Here is a 22,089-nt window from a genome sequence, read left to right as displayed (position 1 = left end):
CCTCAGACCGTTTCGGGCTCCGGATCCGGCTCGGTGAGCAGAGGGTAGACACCGTTCTCGTCGTGGTCCTCACGGCCGGTGACCGGCGGGTTGAAGACGCAGACGCAGCGGAAGTCCTTCTTGATCCGCATGGTGTGCTTCTCGTGTCCGTCGAGCAGGTACATCGTGCCCGGCGTGATGGTGTGCTTCTCGCCGGTCTCGTCGTTGGTGAGTTCGGCCTCTCCCTCTACGCAGAGTACGGCCTCGATGTGGTTCGCGTACCACATCGAAGTCTCCGTACCGGCGTACAGGGTGGTCTCGTGCAGGGAGAAGCCGACGCGCTCCTTGGCGAGCACGATGCGCTTGCTCTCCCACGTGCCGGACTTGGCCTTGACGTGGCGGTCGGTGCCTTCGATGTCCTGGAGGGATCGGACGATCACGGTGCGGGGTGCCTTTCTGTGGAACGGTAAGGAACGCTGAGGGCCGTTGGGCCGATCAGGCGCAGTCGCGGACCGCGCGGGCGAGGATGCGCAGACCCTCGTCCAGTTCCTCGGGGGTGGTCGTCAGGGCCGGAAGCAGCTTGACGACCTCGCTCTCCGGGCCGGAGGTCTCGATCAGCAGACCCAGCTCGAAGGCGCGCTTGGCGATTTTGTCGGCCAGGGGCTTGTCGTTGCACTCCAGGCCCCACACCAGACCGCGGCCGCGGTACTCGGCGATGGCGTCCGGGTGCTCCTCGGCGATGGCCTTCAGGTGTGCTTCGACGATCTCACCGCGGGCGAGAGTCTGCTTCTCCATCTGGCCGTCGGCCCAGTAGGTGTCCAGCGTCGCGGCGGCGGTGACGAAGGCCGGGTTGTTGCCGCGGAAGGTGCCGTTGTGCTCGCCCGGCTCCCAGATGTCCAGCTCCGGCTTGAACAGGGTGAGCGCGAGCGGCAGGCCGTAGCCGCTGATGGACTTCGAGACGGTGACGATGTCCGGCACGATGCCCGCCTCCTCGAAGGAGAAGAAGGCACCCGTACGGCCGCAGCCCATCTGGATGTCGTCGACGATGAGCAGCATGTCCCAGCGCTCACACAGGTCGGACAGGGCGCGCAGCCACTCGGGCCGGGCCACGTTGATGCCGCCCTCGCCCTGGACCGTCTCGACGATCACGGCGGCGGGGGTGTTCAGACCGGAGCCCTGGTCCTCCAGCAGCCGCTCGAACCACAGGAAGTCCGGGTAGGTGCCGTCGAGGTAGTTGTCGAACGGCATCGGGGTGCCGTGCACCAGCGGGATACCGGCGCCGGCCCGCTTCATGGAGTTACCGGTGACGGCGAGCGCGCCCAGCGACATGCCGTGGAAGGCGTTGGTGAAGGACACGATCGACTCGCGGCCCTTGACCTTACGGGCCAGTTTCAGCGCGGCCTCGACGGAGTTGGCGCCCGTCGGGCCCGGGAACATGACCTTGTAGGGCAGGTCGCGCGGCCGCAGGATGATGTTCTGGAACGACTCCAGGAACGCCCGCTTGGCCGTGGTGGACATGTCCAGGCCGTGGGTGACCCCGTCCCGCTCGATGTAGTCGATCAGAGCGCGTTTGAGTACGGGGTTGTTGTGGCCGTAGTTGAGCGAGCCGGCGCCGGCGAAGAAGTCGAGGTAGGTGTGACCGTCCTCGTCGGTCATGCGGCTGCCCTGTGCACGGTCGAAGACGGTGGGCCAGCTACGGCAGTAGCTGCGGACCTCCGACTCCACGGTCTCGAAGACGCTCAGATCGGGCTGGGTGATGGTCACAGCATGCTCCTGGGAGATGAGTGGCGAAAGATGGGAAGTCTGTGGGGCTGGGCGGTGCCGGCGGGTGTCGCGGGGTGTGGTGCCGGATCCGCATGGCCGCTGCGGCGCGGTGGCCGCGCGGCCCTCGGGCTCGGTCAGTGCCCTGAGCGGGCCGGTGGGGGGAACGGGCCGATGAGGTGGAGCACCTCCGGCTCGTGGCCCTGCTCGGGGAACAGCCCTGCGTCGAAGAGCACCTCGCGCTTGATCGGCACCGAGTGCCGCTCGGCGAAGGACGCGAACAACCGGTTCGATGCGTCGTTGTCGGGGGTGACGGTGGTCTCGACGAAACGTACGCCCAGCGTGTCCGAGGCACGGGCGGTGAGCCCGTCCAGGAGTGCGGCCGCCAGCCCCTGGCCACGGTGCGCGGCGTCGACGGCTACCTGCCAGACGACGAGCGTTTCCGGGCGCTCGGGGCGGATGTATCCGGTGACGAAGGCGGCCGGCTCACCCTTCGCGTCGCGCGCGACGACGGAGGTGGCGGCGAAGTCGCGACACCACAGGAGGTAGCTGTAGGAGGAGTTGAGGTCCAGCGCCTTGGAGTCGCGGGCGATGCGCCAGATCGCGGCTCCGTCCTCCACTCGTGGGGTGTCGAGCTTGAAGCCCTCCGGAAATTCTCTCAAATCGCTTCGGGCACCTGCATGGTCTGCTTGTGCGGCGGTCATGGGAATTAAATTTACCCAGGGAAAAAGGAAATTGCATCGCGGGCAGGGGTTACGGAAGCGGCGAAGATGTGTTATCGCGCGGGGGCGCCCGTCCGCGCGATGCCACCGTAAAATGTCACGATTTGACCAGGATGTTCGGGGCGAAACGGACACGTTGTGTAGTCGGTCACAGCTCCGTAACACCCAAGAGATGCGTCCGAATTACGGTACTTGCCACTAGCAAAATCTTGGCGTTTGAGGTGCGGAAAAGCGGGCAGAAGAATACGGGAAGCTGTACCGCAAGGGAATTGGGAATTCGTCGCCCGAAGGCTCGGCGTAAGCCCATCGAAACCTGAGCGACAAGTCCGTGACAAGACCTGGAACACCACGCGCGAGATGATGTTGGCCGACCCCTGAGAACGGACACGGAACGTGTGCACAACGTTCCCGGAACCGGACACGGAACGTATGTCGACCGATCACGGAGAGAGCGCGGAGAGAGCGCGGCCAAATGCACGGGCAATGCGCCGGGTTCCCGGGGAGGCGGCCGCGCGAAAGCGCCCGCCGGCCCGTTGCGGCAGCGGCGTGGGCCCACCGCACCACGGCGCCTAAAGTGCCGGTATGACGTCGATGAGTGAGGGTGCGGTGCTGCACCTCAAGGGGCGGGTACTCGTCGGGCCGGACGAGGTCCGCGACGAGCTGTGGGTCGTCGGTGGCCGGGTCACCTTCGACCGGCCGACGATGGCACGGGATGCCACCACCGTGACGGGCTGGGCGCTGCCGGGCCTGGTGGACGCCCACTGCCATGTGGGCCTGGACGCGCACGGCCCGGTGGACGACGCCACCAGCGAGAAACAGGCGCTCACCGACCGTGACGCGGGGACCCTGCTGATCCGCGACGCCGGCTCGCCCTCCGACACCCGCTGGATCGACGACCGCGAGGACCTGCCGCGGATCATCCGCGCCGGCCGCCACATCGCCCGTACCAAGCGCTACATCCGCAACTACGCCCATGAGATCGAGCCCGCGGACCTGGTCGCGTACGTCGCCCGGGAGGCCCGCCGCGGCGACGGCTGGGTCAAGCTCGTCGGCGACTGGATCGACCGCTCCACGGGCGATCTGGAGGCCTGCTGGCCCCGGGGCGCGGTCGAGGCGGCCATCGCCGAGGCCCACCGGCTGGGGGCCCGGGTGACCGCCCACTGCTTCGCGGAGGACTCCCTGGCCCCGCTCGTCGAGGCCGGCATCGACTGCATCGAGCACGCCACCGGTCTCACCGAGGACACCATCCCGCTGTTCGCCGAGCGCGGCGTCGCCATCGTCCCCACGCTCGTCAACATCGCCACGTTCCCGCTCCTCGCGGACGGCGGCGAGGCGAAGTTCCCGCGCTGGGCGGACCACATGCGGCGGCTGCACGCGCGCCGCTACGACACCGTACGGGCGGCCTACGACGCCGGGGTGCCCGTCTTCGCCGGTACGGACGCCGGCGGCTCGCTCGCCCACGGGCTGGTCGCCGAGGAGGTCGTCGAGCTGACCCGGGCCGGGCTGCCCGCCGTGGCGGCCCTCTCCGCCACGACCTGGGGCGCCAGGGACTGGCTGGGCCGCCCCGGCCTCACGGAGGGCGCCTCGGCGGACCTGGTGGTCTACGAGAGCGATCCGCGCGAGGACGTCCGGGTGCTGGCCGCGCCCCGGCGGGTGGTGCTGCGCGGGGAGGTCGTGGGCTAGGGGGTGTCCGATGGGGTCAGGGTCGGACAGGCCCTAGGGAGCCCCGCCGCGCACGGCCGGGCGGCCGCCCCTACGGCGGCCCGGCGGTCCCGCCCACCACAGCGGCCGGGCCGGACCGCGTTGCATGACGGCCTGATCCCCGTCGTGTGAGCAACCGATGACGACCCCGCTGACCGGCGATTTCTGCTGGTTTCGTAGGGGACATGAACCCTGAAACCAGTCCTCATCGCACGTCCCCCCGTCGCCGGGGCCCGGCCGTCCTTGCCACTGTCGTCCTGGTCGCCGTGGGTGGCACTGCCGCCCTGGCCGGCTGCAATGGCGGATCCGGCGGCGGGGCGGCGGACGCGGACTCGTCCGCGCAGCAGCAGAAGACCGGCAAGAAGGTGCTGTGGATGGGGGACTCCATCGCCGGCGCCGAGGCCCCGCCCCTGGAGGCGGCGCTCCAGGCGAGCGGCCAGCGCTTCAAGGACGCGTCCTCCGACGGCGGCGGCACGGTCGTCGAGGGCGACAAAATGGCCGGCTCGATCGCACAGGCGACGTGGAAGGACCTGAAGAAGCACCTCGCGTCGTTCCGGCCGGACGTGATCGCCTACCAGCTCACCTCGTACGACTGGGGCACGCCCGCGCAGCAGCGTGCCGCGTACGAGAAGCTCGCGAGGACCGCACGGGACGCCGGTGCCGAGCTCGACCTCGTCTCCGCGCCGCCGTTCAAGATCGACGACTTCTACAAGAAGTACGAGGGTGCGATCAAGAGCGCGCCGAAGGCGGCCAAGGAGGTCGCCGACAAGAGCGGCGGCAAGGTGCACTTCCTCGACGCCACCCCGCTGTGGGGCACCGACAGCGCCGGTCGGCGGGCCCAGCGCTCCCCGGACGGCATCCACTCCTGCCAGCAGGGCTCGGCCGCCTTCGCCAAGTGGTTCACCGAGCAGCTCGGCAGGCAGGACGGCTTCACCCCGGCCGCGCCGGAGAAGTGGGCGAAGGGTTCGTGGACCGGCAGCAAGCGGTACGTGCCGCTCAAGTGCGGCTGACACCCCCGGTGGCCCCCGCGCCGGTTCCGGCGCACCGTCTCCTTCCCGCTTCGTACGTGGCGGACCTGCCGAGGTGCCCGCACCGGCCGCCGGTCCGCCGAGGACTCCGCCATGGCTGACACCCTTCCCGCACGGCCCGTGCACCGCCGGCCCCGCCCCGGGCGCGCTCCCGGCCGCGCCCATGTCGCCCCGCTCGACGGGCTGCGCGGCCTGGCCGTCGCCGCCGTGCTGCTCTTCCACGCCGGCTACCTGGGCGGCGGCTTCCTCGGTGTCGACCTGTTCTTCGTCCTGTCGGGCTTCCTGATCACGGGGCTGCTGCTGGGGGAGGTGCAGGAGCGGGGCCGGATCCACCTGGGCGTCTTCTGGGCGCGGCGGGCGCGCCGTCTGCTGCCGGCGCTGGCCGTCATGGGCACCGCGGCCCTGCTGCTCGCCTGGGCGGCCGGGCCGCCGTCCCTGCTCGGCTTCGCGCTCGACGATGCGCCGTGGGCCGCGGCGCAGGCGGTGAACTGGCACTTCATCGCCGAACAGGTCGGATACTTCGACGCCTCCGACACCCGCCTTTTCTCGCACCTGTGGAGCATCGCCGTGGAGTGGCAGTTCTACCTGGTGTGGCCGCTGGTGGTCGCCGTCGCCGGCCGCGGCCGGGGCGGTGCGCGGCGGGTCGCCGTCCTCGCCGGTGCGGGCGCGCTCGCGTCGCTGGCGCTCATGATCCAGCTCGGCAATGCGGTGGACACCACGCGGGCGTACGAGGGCACCGACACCCGGGCCTTCGCGCTGCTGCTCGGCGCGCTGGCGGCGACCGCGCCGGTGCGCCGGTCGGCCGCCCGGGTGCCGGGACCGGTCGCCGACGGGGTGTGCGCGCTGCTGGTGTGCGGGCTGGTGGCGTCGTGGGCGCTGACCGGCGGCCAGAACGCACCCGGCCTCTTCCAGGGCGGGCTGTGCGCGCACTCGCTGGCCGCCGCCGTGCTCATCGCGCTGCTCGCCGCGGCGCCGGGCGGCTATGCCGGGCGGGTGCTGGGCAGCGCCGTCCCCCGTCGGCTCGGGGAGCTGTCGTACAGCCTCTACCTGTGGCACTGGCCGGTGTATCTGCTGCTGCCGCAGGAGGTCTTCGGCGTCGGCGGATGGGCGCGTACCGCCCTGGCGATCGGCCTGTCGCTGCTGGCCGCGGTGCTGTCGAAGCTGCTGGTGGAGGACCCGGTGCGGTTCCGGGCGCGGTGGGCCACCGGGCGCCGGGGGCTGGTGGCGCTCACCGCCGCGGCCGTCGTGGCGGCGGGGGTGTGGACGGTCATCCCGCGGCCGCAGTTGGGGGCCGGAACGGTGGATGTGAACCGGCTGATGTCGCCGTAGGCGGCGGCGTACGGCGCCGGCCCCGGCACGGAGGAGAGACTGGGCGAATGCGGAATATGCGGAGGAAGTGGGCGGCATGCGGATGAGGCGTGCCGTGCGCCGCGGGGGCGGGTGGCCGGCGACGGCCGCCGTAGTGGTCGCGGTCGTGGCGCTCGCCGGCTGCGGGGTCACGGACGCCGGGCCGGCGGCGGCCGGTGCGCCGGCCCGAGGGGCGCGAACGGCCGGCGGGCCGGTGGTGCGGGCCTACTTCCTCACCGCGAACGGCACCTGGGCCGTCGCCCGGCCCGCGCCGCCCGGCGCCGGACCGCAGACGGCGCTGAACGCGCTGCTGGCCGGGCCCACCCGGGCCGAACGGGCCCGCGGGCTGGTCACGGCGCTGCCGGCCGGCCCGCACGAGGTCCGGGCCCAGGCGGCACCGGGGGCGGTCGACCTGTATCTGCCGTGGGTGGTGTCGGAGCTGGCGACGGCGGCGGTGAGCCAGCTGGTGTGCACGGCCGCCGCGGCGCCGGGCATCCCGGGCCACAAGCGCCCGGTGGACGTGGTCGTACGGATCCATGAATCAGGGCTGTCCCCGAAGGGCGAGAGCCCTTGGCCGGTGAGGTGCGACGAGACCGGCGCGGCCGCCCCCGTGGAGGCCGTCCGTGCGGCCCGCTGACCCGTGCCTGCGCCCGTGCGCCCCGCCCCGGCGACCACCGCTGCCCCAGATAGGTAGCTTTTCCCGCATCTGTCCCGATAGGGGCGGATATGCCGACCGACGAAGAGGAGAGCCCCGGCCATGACACGCGTCCTGCTGATCGAGGACGATCCGGCGGTACGCCGCGGGGTCTCCCTGGGCCTGCGCCGCCGCGGCCACGAGACCGAAGCGGTCGGCACCGGCGAGGACGGCCTGGCCGCGCTCGTGCCCTTCGCGCCGGACATCGTGCTGCTCGATCTGATGCTGCCCGGCATGAGCGGCCTGGAGGTCTGCCGGCGCATCCGTGAGACCAGCCAGGTGCCCCTGGTGATCCTCTCCGCGCGCGGCGACGACATCGATGTCGTCGTGGGCCTGGAGGCCGGTGCCGACGACTATGTCGTCAAACCCGCCAGCGGTGAGCTGATCGAGGCCCGGATGCGCGCGGTGCTGCGCCGCGTGGCCCCTGCCCAGCCCCCCGCGGGGGCGCGCGAGCGGTGCCGCACCTACGGCGACCTCACCATCGACGGGGTCGGTCTGCAGGTGCACAAGGACGGCCAGGACCTCGTGCTGGCGCCCTCGGAACTCAAGCTGCTGCTGTTCCTGTCCGCCTCGCCGCAGCAGACCTTCAGCCGTCAACAACTCCTCGAACAGGTCTGGGAACACAGCTACTACGGTGACGCCCGCCTGGTCGACGCGTGTGTGATGCGGCTGCGGTCCAAGATCGAGGACGATCCGCGCTCCCCGCGCTACGTCCAGACGGTGCGCGGCTTCGGTTACCGCTTCGGCCCGCTGTGACGCGCCGCCTGATCCCCCGCGGCCTGCGCACCCGGCTCGTCGTCGGCTTCCTCCTGGTGTCCGCGCTCAGCGCCCTGACCACCGCCGCGCTCACCTACCACCAGGCGCGCACCGCGATCCTGGCCCGCGCCCAGGACAGCGCCGTGCACGACCTGCGCGACCAGGTCGACTCGCTCGCGCCCGACCTGCCCGCCCGGCCCACCGACGCGGATCTGCGCGACCTCACGCTCCAGCTCGACCGGGCCGGCGGCGCGCGCGACTGGCGCACCGCCGCCGCGTACCGCAGCGGCCCGCTCGTCGCCACCACCACCCCCGCCCCCGCCGTCCCCGAGGAGCTGCGCAGCGCCGCGGGGACGGCCCGCGACGCCGTCGTGCAGCGCTTCCACCGCGGTGGGGATCCTCGGCTCGCCGTCGCGCTGCCCGTCGCCTCCGCCGACCGCCCGTCCCAGCCGTCCGGACTCGTCGTCTACGCCTCGTTCTCGCTCGCATCCGAGCAGCGCGATGTCTCCTCGCTGGTCGCCGCGGCACGCGCCGGTGCCCTGCCCGTCGTGCTCGCCTCCCTCGTGCCCGCGCTGCTGGCCGCCCGCCGCGTCCTGCGCCCGGTGCGGCAACTGCGCTCCGCCACGGAGTCCATGGCGGCCGGCGCGCTCGACACCCGTATCGACGTCACCGGCGACGACGAACTCGCCGATCTGGGACGCACCTTCAACACCATGGCCGCGACCCTGCAGGCCGATGCCACCACCCTGCGGCGCATGGAGGCGGGCGCCCGCCGGTTCGCCGCCGATGTCTCGCACGAGATGCGCACCCCGCTCGCGGCGATGACCGCCGTGACCGGGGTGCTCGACGAGGACGCCGCCTCCGGCCGGCTGGACCCGGAGACCTCGGAGGCGCTGACGCTGGTCGCCGACGAGACCCGCAAACTCGCCCGCATGGTCGAGGACCTGATGGAGATCTCCCGGTTCGACGCCGGTGCCGCCGTGCTGGACCTCGACGAGATCGATGTCGGCGAACTCGTCCGCAAGACGCTGGCGCTGCGCCACTGGCAGGACCGGGTCGAGGTCGCCGTACCGGACGGCCTGCGCGCCCGCCTCGACCCGCGCCGCATCGATGTCGTCCTGGCCAACCTCCTCGGCAACGCCCTGCGCCACGGCGGCACGTCGGCGCCGGTGCGGCTGCGGGCCCGGGCCGGCGCGGACGCGCTCGTCCTCACCGTCGCCGACGGCGGTGCGGGCATCCCCGACGACGTCCTGCCGCATGTCTTCGACCGCTTCACCAAGGGCGACGCGGCCCGCACCCGCAGCGAGGGCAGCGGGCTGGGCCTGGCCATCGCCGCCGAGAACGCCCGGCTGCACGGCGGCACCCTCACCGCCGCCAACGCCCCCGACCGAGGTGCGGTGTTCACCCTGACCCTGCCGTGGGACCCGGTGTGAGACGGCTCCCGGGAATCCTTGTGCCGCTCGTGCTTGCTCCCCTTGCGCTGGTCGGCGCCTGCGGCATCACCGACAGCGGACCCGCGCGGGCCGGCCCCCCGGCCGCCGGACTGCCCGAGCCGGCGCGGCCCGCGGACGTCGTGCACGTGTACTTCTCCTCGCCCCTCGGACTCGAACGCGTCTCCCGCCTCGACCGCGGCCCCAACTCCCCGCAGGACGCCCTGAATCGCCTGCGGGAGGGCCCTGACGAGGCCGAGCGGGCCCGCGGCCTGATCAGCTTCGTACCGCCCGACGCCCCCGCGCCGACGGTCACCGGGCAGCGGCGCGGCAGCGTCGACGTCCTCGTGCCCCGCGGGTGGGGGACCAGCCGCACGGCCCTGCGCCAGCTGGTGTGTACGGCCGCCGACGCGGTGGGCACGGCGGACGGCACCCGGACCGGCGAGGTGGACGTACGGGTGCGGCGCACGCCGGGCGGCGCCACGGACACCCAGCGCTGTGAGCTGAACCCGGGCTCAGGGCGGGGCCCCGCACCACCCGAATCGAATAGAGACGCGGAAACCACCTAATAGGGTGAACTGACTGCGGGTGGCTCCCCGTTCACCGTCGGTGCGGACACGATGTGCGGGTCGATGTCGCCGGCCCGCGTGATGTCCCCCATTGGCGCGGCCGGCGGCTCCATTTCTCCTGTGAGGGTTCCACACACGTGTCCACCAGTTCCGCCCGTTCCTTCGGCATGCCCCGACGCCTCGCCGCGACCTTCGTCGCCACCGCGCTCACGGCCGGCCCCGCCCTGCTGCTCGGCGCCGTGCCCGCCCATGCCACCGGAGGTCACGGCCCGGCCCGCGGGAGCGCCGACGCGGTCGTGCTGCGCACCGGCCTGAACGTCGGGCTGCTCCACAAGACGCTCGATGTGCCGCTGAACGCCGTGCTGAACGAGGTGCACGCCCCGGCCTCCGCCTCGAAGACCGCGCTCACCGTCAGCCTCGACGGCCTCGACCACGGCAAGCCGTTCAGCGTGCTGCGCGCCGATGCCGCCACCGCCCGGGGCACCGCCGACCGCCACCAGGCCGAGGGCTACGCCAACCTCGTGCGGGCCAAGGTCCATCTGCCCGGTCTGCCGCCGCAGTTGTCCCTGATCGAGGCGCAGCAGGTCACCGCCAAGGCGGTGTGCGAGGCGGGGCAGCGACCCCGCGCCGAGTCCAACGTGCTGGGGCCGGTCCGCGTCCTGGGCAAGAAGGTCACGCTCACGGCGGGCGGGACGACGGACGTCAAGGTGCCGGGCGTGGGCGAGGTGCGGCTCGACCTGTCCCACAAGAGCGTCACGTCCAAGAGCGCCGCGGCCACCGCGCTGGAGCTGAAGGTCTCCCTCAACCCGCTGCGGCTGAACGTCGCCGAGGTGCACGGCCGGGTCACGCTGGTCCGGGCCGGCTGCACCGCACCGGGCGGCACGGCGCCCGGGGACAACGGCTCCGGCGGCACCAGTGGCGGTCAGAGTGGTGGCCAGACGGGCGGCCAGGCCGGCGGTCAGACGGGCGGTCAGAGCGGCGGGGGCACGAAGCCGGCCGGCGGGGGCACCGAGGTGCACCAGGCCGGGACCCGGCCCGGCAGCAGCCAGAACCTCGCGGAGACCGGCGGCAGTTCGGCCACGCCGTACCTCGCCGGTGGCGCGGCCCTGCTGGTCGCGGCCGGGGCCGGCTCGATCGGCTACGCCCGCCGGCGTCGTGGCGCCGCGGCGCAGGGCGGCCGCGGCTGACGGACCCGTACACCACACCGGTGCTGTGGGGGCACTGGGTGTGGGGTACGGCCGGGGTGCGCCGTACGGGCCCGTACGGCGCACCTCACCCCTCGCCTACGTCAGGGCCTCGCCCAGCACGTCGTCCAGCGCCGCCGCGAACCGGTCCGTCGTGGCCCGGTCCCGCACCGCCAGCCGCAGCCAGTCGGGGCCCAGGCCGGGGAAGGTGTCGCCACGGCGCACCGCGAAGCCGCGGGTCCGCAGCGCGGCCCGTACCTCGTCCGCGCCCGGCAGTCGGAGCAGCACGAACGGGCCCGCCGCCGGAGCGACCGTCCGGATCTGCCCGAACGCGGCCAGCCGGGCCAGCAGATGGTCCCGGTCGGCGGCGATCCGCCCGGCCGCGGCGGCGGCCTCGGCCAGCGCCCCGGGCGCGGAGCACGCCTCGGCCGCCGCCAGCGCGGGACTGGAGACCGGCCACAGCGGCTGCGCCCGCTCCAGGGCGGCGACGGTGTCCGGGGCGGCCAGCACGTAGCCGATCCGCAGCCCGGCCAGCCCCCATGTCTTGGTGAGGCTGCGCAGCACCACCAGCCCCGGCAGATCCGTGCGGCCGGCCAGCGCCTCCCGTTCGCCCGGCACCGCGTCCATGAACGCCTCGTCCACCACCAGCGTCCGGCCGGGCCGCGCCAGGCGGGCCAGGTCGTCCGCGGGGTGCAGGACCGACGTGGGGTTGGTGGGGTTGCCGACGACGATCAGATCGGCGTCCTCGGGCACCGCGGCCGGATCCAGCCGGAAGCCGTCCCGGGCGTCGAGCAGCACCCGTCCGACCTCGTGCCCGGCGTCCCGCAGCGCGGCCTCGGGCTCGGTGAACTGCGGATGCACCACGACCGGCCGGCGGGCCCGTACGGCCCGGGCGAGCAGGACGAACGCCTCCGCGGCGCCGGACGTCAGCAGCACCCGCTCCACGGGCAGCCCGTGCCGGGCGGCGACCGCCCGGCGCGCCGCCCGGCCGTCCGGGTACGCGGCGAGGGTGTCCAGCGACGCGGCGATCCGTGCCTTGAGCCAGGCCGGGGGAGTGCCGGTGCGGACATTGACCGCCAGATCCGTCAGCGCGCCGTCCGCGCCCCGCACTTCGGCATCGCCGTGATGCCGCAGATCGGGCTCGGGCGGCGGGGCGGCCGGGGGAGCGGGGAGCCGGGCGGAACCGGTGCGCGCCGGCACGGTCACCGCTCCCCGGTGTCCGCCGCCGGAGAAGCGGTCGGCCGCGTCGCGCCGGCGGTCTCCCGGGCGTCCTCCGCCGCCGCCCGGCACCCGCACGGCGCGCCGCTCAGCAGCGGATCGCCCGCCGCCGCGTGGTAGCGCTCCATGACCACCTCGGCCAGCTCGGCCGGGGTGCCGAGCACCCCCGCCCCGAGCACCTCCGTGCCCGGGTGTGCCGCGGCCCAGCCCTCGGTCTGCATCCGCAGCCGCTCCAGCAGACCGCCGGGGAAGAAGAAGTAGGGCAGGACCACGATCCGGCCGCCCGCAATGGCTCCCGCCGCGGCGGCCAGGGCCCGGCACCGGTCCAGTCCGGCCGGCACGTCGGGGGCCGTCCGGGCGACGAACGCGGTCTCCACGCCCGCGAAACCGCGCCCCTCCCACAGCAGCCGCGCGGCCCGTACCACCTCGGCGTTGGCCTGCGGATCGGCGGTGCCCCGCCCCACCAGCAGCACGGTCGTCCGCGCCCGGTCCTCGGGCCGGCGGGCCCCGCCGCCCAGCGCCTCGTCCAGCCGCCGCTCCAGCACGTCCAGCAGCTTGGGGTGCGGCCCCAGCTCGGCGCCGCAGACGTGGTCGAGGCCGGGGTGGCGCTCCGTCGCCCGCGCCAGCGCCGCGGGCAGCGCCTCCGTGACCGGCCCGGTGGGGGCGAGCAGCAGCGGTATCACCGCGAGCCGGGTCACCCCCCGCGCCACGAGCCCGTCGACCGCCTCGTCCAGCGGCAGCGACGCCGGTGAGGTGCCGAAGAACCCCCCGGCGACGGGGACGTCGGGGTGGCGCTCGCCGAGCACACGCACCAGGGTGCGCAGGGCCTCGGCCCCGCTTTCGTCACGGGTGCCGTGACCGGCGATGAGCAGTGCGGGAGGAGGGGTCACTGGGTCTCCTTGGTGCCGGTGGTTGTGCTGTCGGGCGCCGGGCCGCCGACGGCCGCCGTCCGCCGATCCGTGCCACGGCGGGGCGGGTTGGACGAGGTCATGACGATATCCGCAGCCCCCGAGGGGGCCTCGGCGGCTCCCTCCCTACCAGCGGTAACCCCACCGTGATCCGTTACAGCCGGCCCGGCGAGCGCGCAGGTCGCCCGCGCCGGCCGGCCCCGCGGCGCCGACTTCCGCTTGCCGGCGAGGAGTTCGGCGCCCGGCCCCGCGGCCAGCAGTGCGGCGGCCTCGGCCACGCTCGGCGTCCCGACGGCGGCCGCCGCGGCCGCGGACGGCGCCGGTACCCCTACGGCCGCCAGCTCCGGCGCCGGGAACGACCGCAACGGCACCCCCAGTCGGCGGGCCGCGCCGAGCAGACCCGGCTCCGCCGACTTGTCCGCCACCGTCGCCAGGGCGACGATCCGGGCCGCCGGGTCCACCGTGGCCAGCGTGGCGTGGAGCAGCTCCAGCACCTCGGCGACCGGGACGCCGCGGCGCGCTCCGACGCCGGCGACCAGCGCCGCCGTCGGCTCGCCGGCCGCCTGCCCGCTCATCCCCGGGCCGCGGCGATCCGCGCCGCGCTCGCCACCAGACGCCCGGCCAGCGCCGGTTCGGCGGCCCAGTGCACATGCAGATACGAGGCATGCACCCCGCCGGCCACGAAGCCCTCCACCCGCCGCTCCGGGTGCGTCAGCCCCCACGCGGGATCCGCGCCCGCCCCCGGCTCCAGCACCGTGCGGTGGAACTCGTGGCCCCGCACCCGGGTCCCGGCCGCGGCCAGCGCGTTGTCCCGCAGCGCCACCGCCTCCCGGTAGCCGAGGGTGAGCCGCTCGGTCATCCGGGCCTCGGCGGGCAGCACCCCGCACATCGGCTTCCCGTCGATCGACCGGGACAGATAGAGCAGCCCGGCGCATTCGGCGGAGACCGGCGCCCCCGAGGCGGCCAGTTCGGCCACCGCCGCACGCAGCGGCGCGTTCGCCGACAGCTCCGGGGCATAGACCTCGGGGAAGCCGCCGCCGATCACCAGCCCCTGGGTGCCGGGCGGCAGGCGCTCGTCCCGCAGCGGGTCGACGGGCACCACCTCGGCGCCCGCGACGGCCAGCAGCTCGGCGTGCTCGGCGTACGAGAAGGTGAACGCGGCGCCGCCCGCGACCGCGATCCGCGGCCTGGCGGAAGGGTCGGCCGCGGCCGTCTCCGCCGCCGGTGCCAACTCCGCCGCCGGATCCCACGGCGTGTCCGGAAGTTCGGGCACGCTGTGCGCCAGCGCCAGCAGCGCCGGGAGATCGCAGCCCTCACGGATCCGCGCGGCGAGCTCGCCCACCGACTCCAGCGCCTCGGCCCGCCGTTCGGCGACCGGCACCAGGCCCAGATGGCGCGACGGCGTCCCGGCCCGCCCGTCGCGGCGCAGCGCGCCGAGCACCGGCACCCCCGAGGAGTCCATCGCCTCGCGCAACAGCTGCTCGTGACGGTCCGAGCCGACCTTGTTGAGGATCACCCCGGCCAGCCGCACCTCCGGGTCCCACGAGGCGAAGCCGTGCACCAGCGCGGCCACCGACCGGGACTGCGAGGAGGCGTCCACCACCAGCACCACCGGCGCCCGCAGGACCTTCGCGACCTGCGCCGTCGACGACAGCTCGCCCCGGTCCGACGCCCCGTCGAACAGCCCCATCACGCCCTCGACCACGGCCAGATCCGCGCCCGCCGCACCGTGCAGGAACAGCGGCGCGATCCGGTCCGTCCCGCACAGAAAGGCGTCCAGATTGCGGCCGGGGCGGCCGGTGGCCAGGGAGTGGTAGCCCGGGTCGATGTAGTCGGGGCCCACCTTGTGCGGCGACACCGTGAGCCCGGCCTCGGTGAACGCCGCCATCAGCCCGGTGGCCACGGTCGTCTTTCCCGCACCCGACGACGGCGCGGCGATCACCAGCCGGGGGACCGCACCGCCGCTCATGCCGTACTCGCCCCCTTCACCGTGGTCACCATTCGATGCCCCGCTGGCCCTTCTGGCCCGTGTCCATCGGGTGCTTGACCTTCGTCATGTCCGTCACCAGATCGGCGAAGTCCAACAGCGCCTCGGGGGCGCCCCGCCCGGTGATGACGACATGCTGCTGACCTGGGCGGTCGCGCAGCGCCGACACCACCTCGTCGGTGTCGATCCAGCCCCACTTCAGCGGATAGGCGAACTCGTCCAGCACCAGCAGCCGGTAGGTCTCCGCGGCGAGATCCCGCTTGACCTGCTCCCAGCCCTCGCGCGCCGCGTCCTCACTGGAGGCGATGTCGCGCTGCACCCAGGACCAGCCCTCGCCCATCTTGTGCCAGGCGACGGTGCCGCCCTCGCCGGACTCCCCGAGCACCTTCAGCGCCCGCTCCTCGCCGACCTTCCACTTCGCCGACTTCACGAACTGGAACACCCCGACCGGCCAGCCCTGGTTCCAGGCGCGCAGCGCCAGCCCGAAGGCGGCGGTGGACTTGCCCTTGCCCTGGCCGGTGTGGACGAACACCAGCGGGCGGTTGCGGCGCTGGCGGGTGGTGAGCCCGTCGTTCGGTACGACGGACGGCTGTCCCTGCGGCATTACGCGGCCTTCCTGTTGCCTTGCACGGTCCGTACGAGCGCGGAGACGCTGTCCGCGCGCAGTTCGTCGAGGGTGATCGCGGTGCCCTGCAGCTCACGGGCCAGCTCGCCCGCGAGCCCCAGCCGCACCGGGCCCGCCTCGCAGTCCACGACCACCGAAGCGGTGCCCTGGGCGGCCAGCAGCCGGGCCGCGCGGGCGGCCCGCACCACCGGCTCCGGGCCGCCGGTCGCCCGCCCGTCGGTGACGACCACCAGCAGCGGCCGCCGCGAGGCATCCCGCATCCGCTCCACCCGCAGCACCTCATGGGCCCGCAGCAGCCCCTCCGACAGCGGCGTACGGCCGCCCGTCGGCAGCTGCTCCAGCCGCGCCGCACCCGCCTCGACCGACGACGTCGGGGGCAGCGCCAGCTCGGCGCCGGAGCCCCGGAAGGTGATCATGCCGATCTTGTCGCGCCGCTGATAGGCGTCCAGCAGCAGCGAGAGCACTGCGCCCTTGACGGCACTCATCCGCTTCCGGGCCGCCATCGACCCGGACGCGTCCACGACGAACAGGACCAGATTGCCCTCGCGCCCCTCGCGCACCGCCTCGCGCAGATCGTCGCGGCGCACCACCAGGCCCGGCCCGCGGCGGCCGCGTACCCGCTGGTGCGGCGCCGCGGCCTGCACGGTCGCGGCCAGATGCAGCTTGCCCAGGGCGCCGTGCGGGCGGCGGGCGCCGGTCGTCCGGCCGTGCGCGGTGCGGGCCCGCGACCGGCGGCCGTCCGCGCCCTCGCCCAGCCCCGGCACGTCCAGCCGCCGGGTGCGGAACGGCTCGGTGGCGCCGACCGCGGCCTTCTCGCCGCCCGCGCCCGGTGCGCTCTGCGCGGCCGGTTCCGGAGCCTGTCCCGTGGCCTGCTCCGGGGCCGCGGGCTGCTCCTGGGGGGCCTCCCGCTCCTGCTGGTGCGGGAGTTCGGGGCCCGGCGCCGACTCGTCCGGGCCGCCGTCCTGCGGCGGGCGCCCGCCGCCCTCCGGACCGCCCCCGCCGGGGCCGTCGTCCGGACCGTCCGGCTCCGGATCGTCGTCGCCGCCCGTGCCCTCGTCCGCCCCGAACTCCTCCAGCGTCTGGTCGAGTCTGTCCTCGTCCAGGCCCGGCGCATCGAACGGATTACGGCGCCGGCGGTGCGGCAGCGCCAGCAGCGCGGCCTGCCGCACGTCCTCCTGAAGGACCTCCGTCCGCCCCGCCCACGCGGCCAGCGCGGTGGCGGTGCGCGCCATCACGATGTCCGCGCGCATCCCGTCCACCTCGAACGCGGCACAGGTCGCGGCGATCTGCCGCAGCGCCGCGTCCCCCAGCGTCACACCCGGCAGCAGCTCCCGCGCCACGGCGATCCGCCGGCGCAGCTCGTCCTCCTCGGCCGCCCAGCGCGCCGCGAAACCGGCCGGATCGGCGTCGTACGCCAGCCGGCGCCGTACGACCTCCACCCGCAGGTCCGGCTCGCGCGAGGCGGCGACCTCGACCGTGAGCCCGAATCGGTCCAGCAACTGCGGCCGCAGCTCGCCCTCTTCGGGGTTCATCGTCCCGACGAGCAGGAAGCGCGCCGCGTGCCGTACCGAGACGCCCTCCCGCTCCACGTACGAGGCACCCATGGCGGCCGCGTCCAGCAGCAGGTCCACCAGGTGGTCGTGGAGCAGATTGACCTCGTCGACGTAGAGGATGCCGCGGTGGGCGTCCGCCAGCAGACCCGGCTCGAAGGCCTTCACGCCCTCCGACAGGGCCCGCTCGATGTCCAGCGCGCCGACCAGCCGGTCCTCGGAGGCGCCGACGGGCAGTTCGACCATCCGTGTCGGGCGTTCCTCGGCGGCGCCGGTGCCGTGCGGTCCGTCGGGGCAGCCGGGGTCGGGCGCGTCCGGGGCGCAGGCGAAGCGGCAGCCGCCGACCACGTCCACGGCCGGCATCAGCGCCGACAGCGCACGCACCGCGGTGCTCTTGGCGGTGCCCTTCTCGCCGCGGACCAGCACACCGCCGACCGCGGGGCTCACCGCGTTCAGCAGCAGCGCCAGCCGCAGGTCGTCCATGCCGACCACCGCGCTGAAGGGGTACTGCGGGGTCGTGTCGTGCGGGGTTGTCATGCTGTGTCGTCCTCCACGTCGCCGTCGAGCTCCGTATTCGTCCCTTGGGTACCCCTCATGGCGCCCCCGGAGGCACGAACGGCAGCCCGTCCGGTACCCCCTCCTCGATCAGCCGGAGCAGCGCGGCGGTGTCCGCGTGTTCCTCGATCAGATCGCCCAGCCGGTCCAGCTGCTCCTCGCGCAGGGCGGCGAAACAGGTGTCGGGGGCGGGCACGAAGGCCCGGCCGGCGTCCGCCGCGACCCGCCGCAGCAGGGCCCGGCGGAAGCCGTCGCTCTCCAGGGAGCCGTGCCAGTGCGTGCCCCATACGGAGCCGGCCCGGCACCCGTCCAGGAACTCCTCGTCCCCGCCGGTCACTTCGGCGACGCCGTGGTGGATCTCGTACCCCTCCACCGGCTCGCCCAGCGCCTCACCGGCCGGACGCGCCAGCGTCTTCTCCGCCGCGAACCGCACCCGTACCGGCAGCAGCCCGAGCCCCTCGACGGTGCCCGCCTTCGACTCGACCTCGTCCTCGATGAGTTCGCCCAGCATCTGGAAGCCACCACAGATGCCCAGCACCGGCCGGCCCTCGGCGGCCCGCCGGGCGATCGCGTCCGCCAGCCCCCGCGCGCGCAGCCACTCCAGCGCCCGGACCGTGCCCCGGGTCCCCGGCAGCACCACCAGATCCGCGTCGGCCAGCTCCTCGGCCCGGTCCACGAACCGCACGACCACGCCCGGCTCCGCGGCCAGCGCGTCCACGTCCGTGAAGTTCGACATCAGCGGCACGGCGCAGACCGCCACCCGCAGCATCTCCGCGCCGTGCGGCGGGGCCACCATGCTCTCGCGCACCGCGCCGCGCAGCGACACCCTCAGTCCGTCCTCTTCGTCGATGCCCAGCCCGTGCGCGAAGGGCAGCACGCCCAGCGTCTGCCGCCCCGTGAGGCCGCGCAGCATCGCAAGGCCCGGCTCCAGCAGCGTCACATCGCCCCGGAACTTGTTGACGAGATACCCCGCGACCAGCGCCTGGTCCTCCTTCGACAGCAGCGCGGTGGTGCCGAAGAAGGACGCGAACACCCCGCCGCGGTCGATGTCGCCGACCACGACGACCGGGATCCGGGCGGCCCGGGCGAGGCCCATGTTCACGATGTCGGTGCGCCGCAGATTGATCTCGGCGGGGCTGCCGGCGCCCTCACAGATCACCGCGTCGTGCGTCCGCCGCAGCTCGGCGAGGCAGTCGGTGACGGTGCCGAGCAACTGCTCCTGCCGCCCCGCATGGTAGCCACGGGCACTGAGCTCGCCCACCGGCTTCCCCAGCAGCACCACCTGGCTGCTGCGGTCGCTGCCCGGCTTGAGCAGCACCGGATTCATCAGCGCGGTCGGCTCCACCCGCGCCGCGGCGGCCTGCATCGCTTGGGCCCGCCCTATCTCCGCGCCCTCGCGCGTGACGAACGAATTCAGCGACATGTTCTGCGCCTTGAACGGCGCCACCCGGACGCCCTGGCGGGCCAGCCAGCGGCAGATCCCCGCCGTCACCACGCTCTTGCCGGCGTCGGACGTCGTACCGGCCACCAACAGACCACCACCGACCGCCCCGCCGGCTGCCTTCGACCGCCCGTTCACGGGGTCCTCCTCCTACGCCGGGGCTCCGGCTGTCTTGAGTCGTACGTGCAGCACTTCGGGTCTCTACGGCTGCTCAGCCTTCGATGGCACTTCGGGTCTCTACGGCTGGCCAGCCCGCTAGGGCACTTCGGGTCACTACACCCGCCGAGCTCCCGAGGGCACTTCGGGTCACTACACCCGCCCACCCCCCGAAGGGGGGTGGGCGGCGGGGAAAAAGTAGGCCGCGGCGAGAACGTGGGCCGCAGAGAAAAAACGGACCGCCTCATACCCGCCCCGCCCTGCATCCAAGCCCCGCCCCAACCCCACGCCCCGCACCCGCCCGAGCCGCCGCCCCCCGAGCCCCCGTCGCCCGCCCAGCACCGAACGCCGCCCTCACAGCACCGAACCCCACCCGAGCCCCCACCGTCGCCACCAGCGCCCACACACTCACCCGGCGCGAGAGCCGCACCGCCCGCTCGATGTCGGACACCGCGACCGGCCGCGCCCCGCCGTTGAGCACCGGACGGTGCTCCACCCGCCCGCCGTACGCCAGCGTGCCGCCCAGCCGTACGCCCAGCGCGCCCGCGAACGATGCCTCCACGGGGCCCGCGTTGGGGCTCGGGTGGGCGCCGCCGTCCGCCCGCCAGGCCCGTAGCGCAGCGCGCCGGCCGGGGCCCGCGAGGACCGTGAGGGCGGCGGTCAGCCGGGAGCCGGGCCAGCCGGCGAGATCGTCGAGCCGGGCCGCGGCCCAGCCGAAACGGCGGTAGCGCGGGGACTTGTGCCCCACCATCGCGTCGAGGGTGTTCACCGCCCGGAACGCCACCAACCCGGGCACTCCGCCCAACGCGCCCCACACCAGGGCGCCCACCACCGCGTCCGAGGTGTTCTCGGCGACCGACTCCACCACCGCACGCGCCATCTGCGGCCCGTCCAGCGCCTGCGGATCGCGTCCGCACAGATGGGGCAGCCGCTCGCGCGCGACCTCCAGATCACCCGCCGCCAGCGCCCCGCCGACGGCCCGGGCCTCCCGGCCGAGCGAGGTGCCGCCCAGTACGGCCCACACCGTCGCCGCGGTCAGCGCGACCCCGGCGGAGCCGCGCAGCGGGGACGGCGACGGCGCGGAGCCCCGTACGGCGCGCACCAGCAGCGCGGCACCGGCCGCGGCACCGCCCGCACACAGCACGGCATGGGCCGCCCCGTATCCGCGATGGTCGCGCCACAGCCGGCGCTCGACGGCGGCCGCGGCCCGGCCGAAGGCGGCCACCGGATGGCCGCGCCGGGGATCCGCCGCGATCAGGTCGCCGAGGAAGCCGAGAGCCGCGCCGCACGCATATCCCGCGTGTTCGCCGCGCATCGGGTCAGACCGCCGCTAGGGCGTGTCCACAAAGTCCCGCCTGGCTCGCGACGCCTGGCACGCACGCTCGCTGCGTTGTCGGGATCATCCACGTAGACCCACTACGAGGACGACCCTCCGCCTTGCGAGCGCACGCACCAGACGCCGCGAGCCCCGCCCTCCGGGCGGACGACGGGACTTTGCGGACACCCCCTAGGGCATGTCCGCAAAGCCCCGCCCGTCCCGCGACGCCTCGCCCTACGCCTCGAAGGGGCCCTGCGGCAGCGGGCAGTGGAGCTCTCGACGGGCAGCCGGGCATGGCGGTATGTCCTCACTCAGGGTCCGCGCCCTGGCTCGACGTGACGGCGACATGAGTCTCCTGGCTCCCCGGATCGGCGAGTCCTCCGGCCTTCCAGCCCTGCGCGTACGCCGTCCGGCGTCCGCGAGATGGACCGTGGCCTTCGCTGGAGGAACCCTCCCCGGTGACAGTGGCGGGACCGCGCCGGATTCGCACCGGACTTCCTCAGCTGTCGCCGAATGGCTCGGGCAGTCCACCACGCCCCGCGAATGCCCGTCAACTCACCCTTGACCTGCGACGCCGGCCCGTGGCATGGGCTGTGGTGCACGCCACAGCGTGGTGGCCGGATCACAGACGGTTGCCCGCGCCCCTGATTCCACGTCACTATCGGGAGCGCGGCGGCGATGGGGCCGCCGGAAGGGGGCCGGGGGATGCCGCAGCGCGCTGACCGTCACGAGATCCGCATCAGGATCACGGGCACCAACAATCCCGATCAGGACATCGAGGACCTCAAGTCCTGGCTGGAGCGCGAGCCGTGGCTGGCCCGGCGGCAGTACGACTGGGCGCTGCGGCCACGGCCGGCGGACGCGTACGACGACGACGGCGACGCCCCGCGCGACATGGCCGTCGGCGTCGACGATCTGGTCCTGGTCATCGTCGGGGCCGTGGCCGCCGAGATCACCAAGAGCCTCAGCATCGCCCTCAAGGAGTGGCTGCGCCGCCGCCGGGAGGAGCGGGACACCGGCGAACGGCCCGCCGTCGCGGTCGGGGGCGGCGCCGGCGGCCTGCGCGCACTGGCCGACGAGGGCCCGGGCGTCCCGGCGCCCGAACCCCCCGATCCCGGCCGCCCGGACGACGGAAGCGGCAGCACCGCCGGGGACTGAGC

Annotated in this window: 20 protein-coding genes and 1 riboswitch; of the genes, 9 read left to right on the top strand and 11 right to left on the bottom strand. The window is 74.2% G+C overall.

The genetic code is table 11. The annotated features are described in order from the left end of the window. Positions 1-2: 2 nt before the first annotated feature. From BKA18_RS08245 to ectA, 3 genes are all read right to left on the bottom strand, one after another. Complete coding sequence (locus BKA18_RS08245; protein WP_006606340.1) at positions 3-419, bottom strand: ectoine synthase; 417 nt, start codon at positions 417-419, stop codon at positions 3-5. Between the two features lie 55 nt (positions 420-474). Further along, positions 475-1,743, bottom strand: coding sequence for a diaminobutyrate--2-oxoglutarate transaminase (gene ectB, locus BKA18_RS08240; protein ID WP_093482575.1), 1,269 nt, complete (start codon positions 1,741-1,743; stop codon positions 475-477). A gap of 134 nt (positions 1,744-1,877) precedes the next feature. Continuing rightward, positions 1,878-2,444 (bottom strand): diaminobutyrate acetyltransferase, encoded by a 567-nt coding sequence (ectA, locus tag BKA18_RS08235; protein ID WP_366046137.1) that lies wholly within the window; start codon positions 2,442-2,444, stop codon positions 1,878-1,880. 609 nt (positions 2,445-3,053) lie between these two features. Here ectA and BKA18_RS08230 point away from each other — a divergent pair. The 8 genes from BKA18_RS08230 (at position 3,054) to BKA18_RS08195 (ending at position 11,174) form a co-directional block, all read left to right on the top strand. Continuing rightward, positions 3,054-4,145, top strand: a complete 1,092-nt coding sequence (locus tag BKA18_RS08230; RefSeq protein ID WP_359362342.1) for an amidohydrolase family protein — start codon at positions 3,054-3,056, stop codon at positions 4,143-4,145. 203 nt (positions 4,146-4,348) lie between these two features. After that, a complete protein-coding gene (locus tag BKA18_RS08225; protein ID WP_366046136.1) occupies positions 4,349-5,173 on the top strand; it encodes an SGNH/GDSL hydrolase family protein in 825 nt (274 codons plus the stop codon). A 111-nt stretch (positions 5,174-5,284) separates the two neighbouring features. After that, the gene (locus tag BKA18_RS08220; protein WP_366046135.1) at positions 5,285-6,520 is read left to right on the top strand and encodes an acyltransferase family protein; all 1,236 of its coding nucleotides are present in this window, start codon (positions 5,285-5,287) and stop codon (positions 6,518-6,520) included. Positions 6,521-6,596: 76 nt separating this feature from the next. Beyond that, positions 6,597-7,175 (top strand): GerMN domain-containing protein, encoded by a 579-nt coding sequence (locus tag BKA18_RS08215; protein ID WP_366046134.1) that lies wholly within the window; start codon positions 6,597-6,599, stop codon positions 7,173-7,175. A 120-nt stretch (positions 7,176-7,295) separates the two neighbouring features. Further along, the gene (locus BKA18_RS08210) at positions 7,296-7,988 is read left to right on the top strand and encodes a winged helix-turn-helix domain-containing protein (protein ID WP_366046133.1); all 693 of its coding nucleotides are present in this window, start codon (positions 7,296-7,298) and stop codon (positions 7,986-7,988) included. Continuing rightward, positions 7,985-9,421, top strand: coding sequence for an ATP-binding protein (locus BKA18_RS08205; RefSeq protein ID WP_366046132.1), 1,437 nt, complete (start codon positions 7,985-7,987; stop codon positions 9,419-9,421). The genes BKA18_RS08210 and BKA18_RS08205 overlap by 4 nt, the downstream gene beginning before the upstream one ends. Positions 9,422-9,450: 29 nt before the next feature. After that, positions 9,451-9,987 carry a hypothetical protein gene (locus BKA18_RS08200; protein WP_366046131.1) on the top strand — a complete coding sequence of 179 codons (537 nt, stop codon included), beginning with the start codon at positions 9,451-9,453 and terminating at the stop codon, positions 9,985-9,987. A 167-nt stretch (positions 9,988-10,154) separates the two neighbouring features. Further along, on the top strand, positions 10,155-11,174 hold the full coding sequence (locus tag BKA18_RS08195; RefSeq protein WP_429638385.1) for an SCO1860 family LAETG-anchored protein: 1,020 nt from the start codon (positions 10,155-10,157) through the stop codon (positions 11,172-11,174). Between the two features lie 96 nt (positions 11,175-11,270). Here BKA18_RS08195 and cobC read toward each other — a convergent pair whose 3' ends face one another. From cobC to BKA18_RS08155, 8 genes are all read right to left on the bottom strand, one after another. Continuing rightward, on the bottom strand, positions 11,271-12,371 hold the full coding sequence (gene cobC / locus BKA18_RS08190) for an Rv2231c family histidinol phosphate aminotransferase CobC (RefSeq protein ID WP_366048482.1): 1,101 nt from the start codon (positions 12,369-12,371) through the stop codon (positions 11,271-11,273). 2 nt (positions 12,372-12,373) lie between these two features. Continuing rightward, positions 12,374-13,279, bottom strand: coding sequence for a sirohydrochlorin chelatase (locus tag BKA18_RS08185; protein ID WP_366048483.1), 906 nt, complete (start codon positions 13,277-13,279; stop codon positions 12,374-12,376). Then, on the bottom strand, positions 13,276-13,872 hold the full coding sequence (locus BKA18_RS08180) for a cobalamin biosynthesis protein (RefSeq protein WP_429638236.1): 597 nt from the start codon (positions 13,870-13,872) through the stop codon (positions 13,276-13,278). The genes BKA18_RS08185 and BKA18_RS08180 overlap by 4 nt, the downstream gene beginning before the upstream one ends. Then, positions 13,869-15,266, bottom strand: a complete 1,398-nt coding sequence (locus BKA18_RS08175; RefSeq protein WP_366048484.1) for a cobyrinic acid a,c-diamide synthase CobB — start codon at positions 15,264-15,266, stop codon at positions 13,869-13,871. The genes BKA18_RS08180 and BKA18_RS08175 overlap by 4 nt, the downstream gene beginning before the upstream one ends. A 25-nt stretch (positions 15,267-15,291) precedes the next feature. Further along, positions 15,292-15,888 carry a cob(I)yrinic acid a,c-diamide adenosyltransferase gene (gene cobO / locus BKA18_RS08170; protein ID WP_366048485.1) on the bottom strand — a complete coding sequence of 199 codons (597 nt, stop codon included), beginning with the start codon at positions 15,886-15,888 and terminating at the stop codon, positions 15,292-15,294. After that, positions 15,888-17,996, bottom strand: coding sequence for a putative cobaltochelatase (locus tag BKA18_RS08165; RefSeq protein ID WP_366048486.1), 2,109 nt, complete (start codon positions 17,994-17,996; stop codon positions 15,888-15,890). The genes cobO and BKA18_RS08165 overlap by 1 nt, the downstream gene beginning before the upstream one ends. Positions 17,997-18,051: 55 nt before the next feature. Continuing rightward, positions 18,052-19,593, bottom strand: coding sequence for a cobyric acid synthase (locus BKA18_RS08160; protein ID WP_366048487.1), 1,542 nt, complete (start codon positions 19,591-19,593; stop codon positions 18,052-18,054). A gap of 262 nt (positions 19,594-19,855) precedes the next feature. Beyond that, positions 19,856-20,926, bottom strand: coding sequence for a cobalamin biosynthesis protein (locus BKA18_RS08155; RefSeq protein ID WP_366048488.1), 1,071 nt, complete (start codon positions 20,924-20,926; stop codon positions 19,856-19,858). A 352-nt stretch (positions 20,927-21,278) separates the two neighbouring features. Next, positions 21,279-21,429, bottom strand: a riboswitch (cobalamin riboswitch). A gap of 205 nt (positions 21,430-21,634) precedes the next feature. On the opposite strand from BKA18_RS08155, the gene BKA18_RS08150 reads away from it, so the two are divergent. After that, complete coding sequence (locus BKA18_RS08150) at positions 21,635-22,087, top strand: hypothetical protein (RefSeq protein WP_366048489.1); 453 nt, start codon at positions 21,635-21,637, stop codon at positions 22,085-22,087. Positions 22,088-22,089: the final 2 nt, after the last annotated feature.

The organism is Streptomyces auratus, from assembly GCF_050433025.1.
Classification (GTDB): domain Bacteria; phylum Actinomycetota; class Actinomycetes; order Streptomycetales; family Streptomycetaceae; genus Streptomyces; species Streptomyces sioyaensis.
This window is presented reverse-complemented; position numbering and strand designations above follow the sequence as displayed.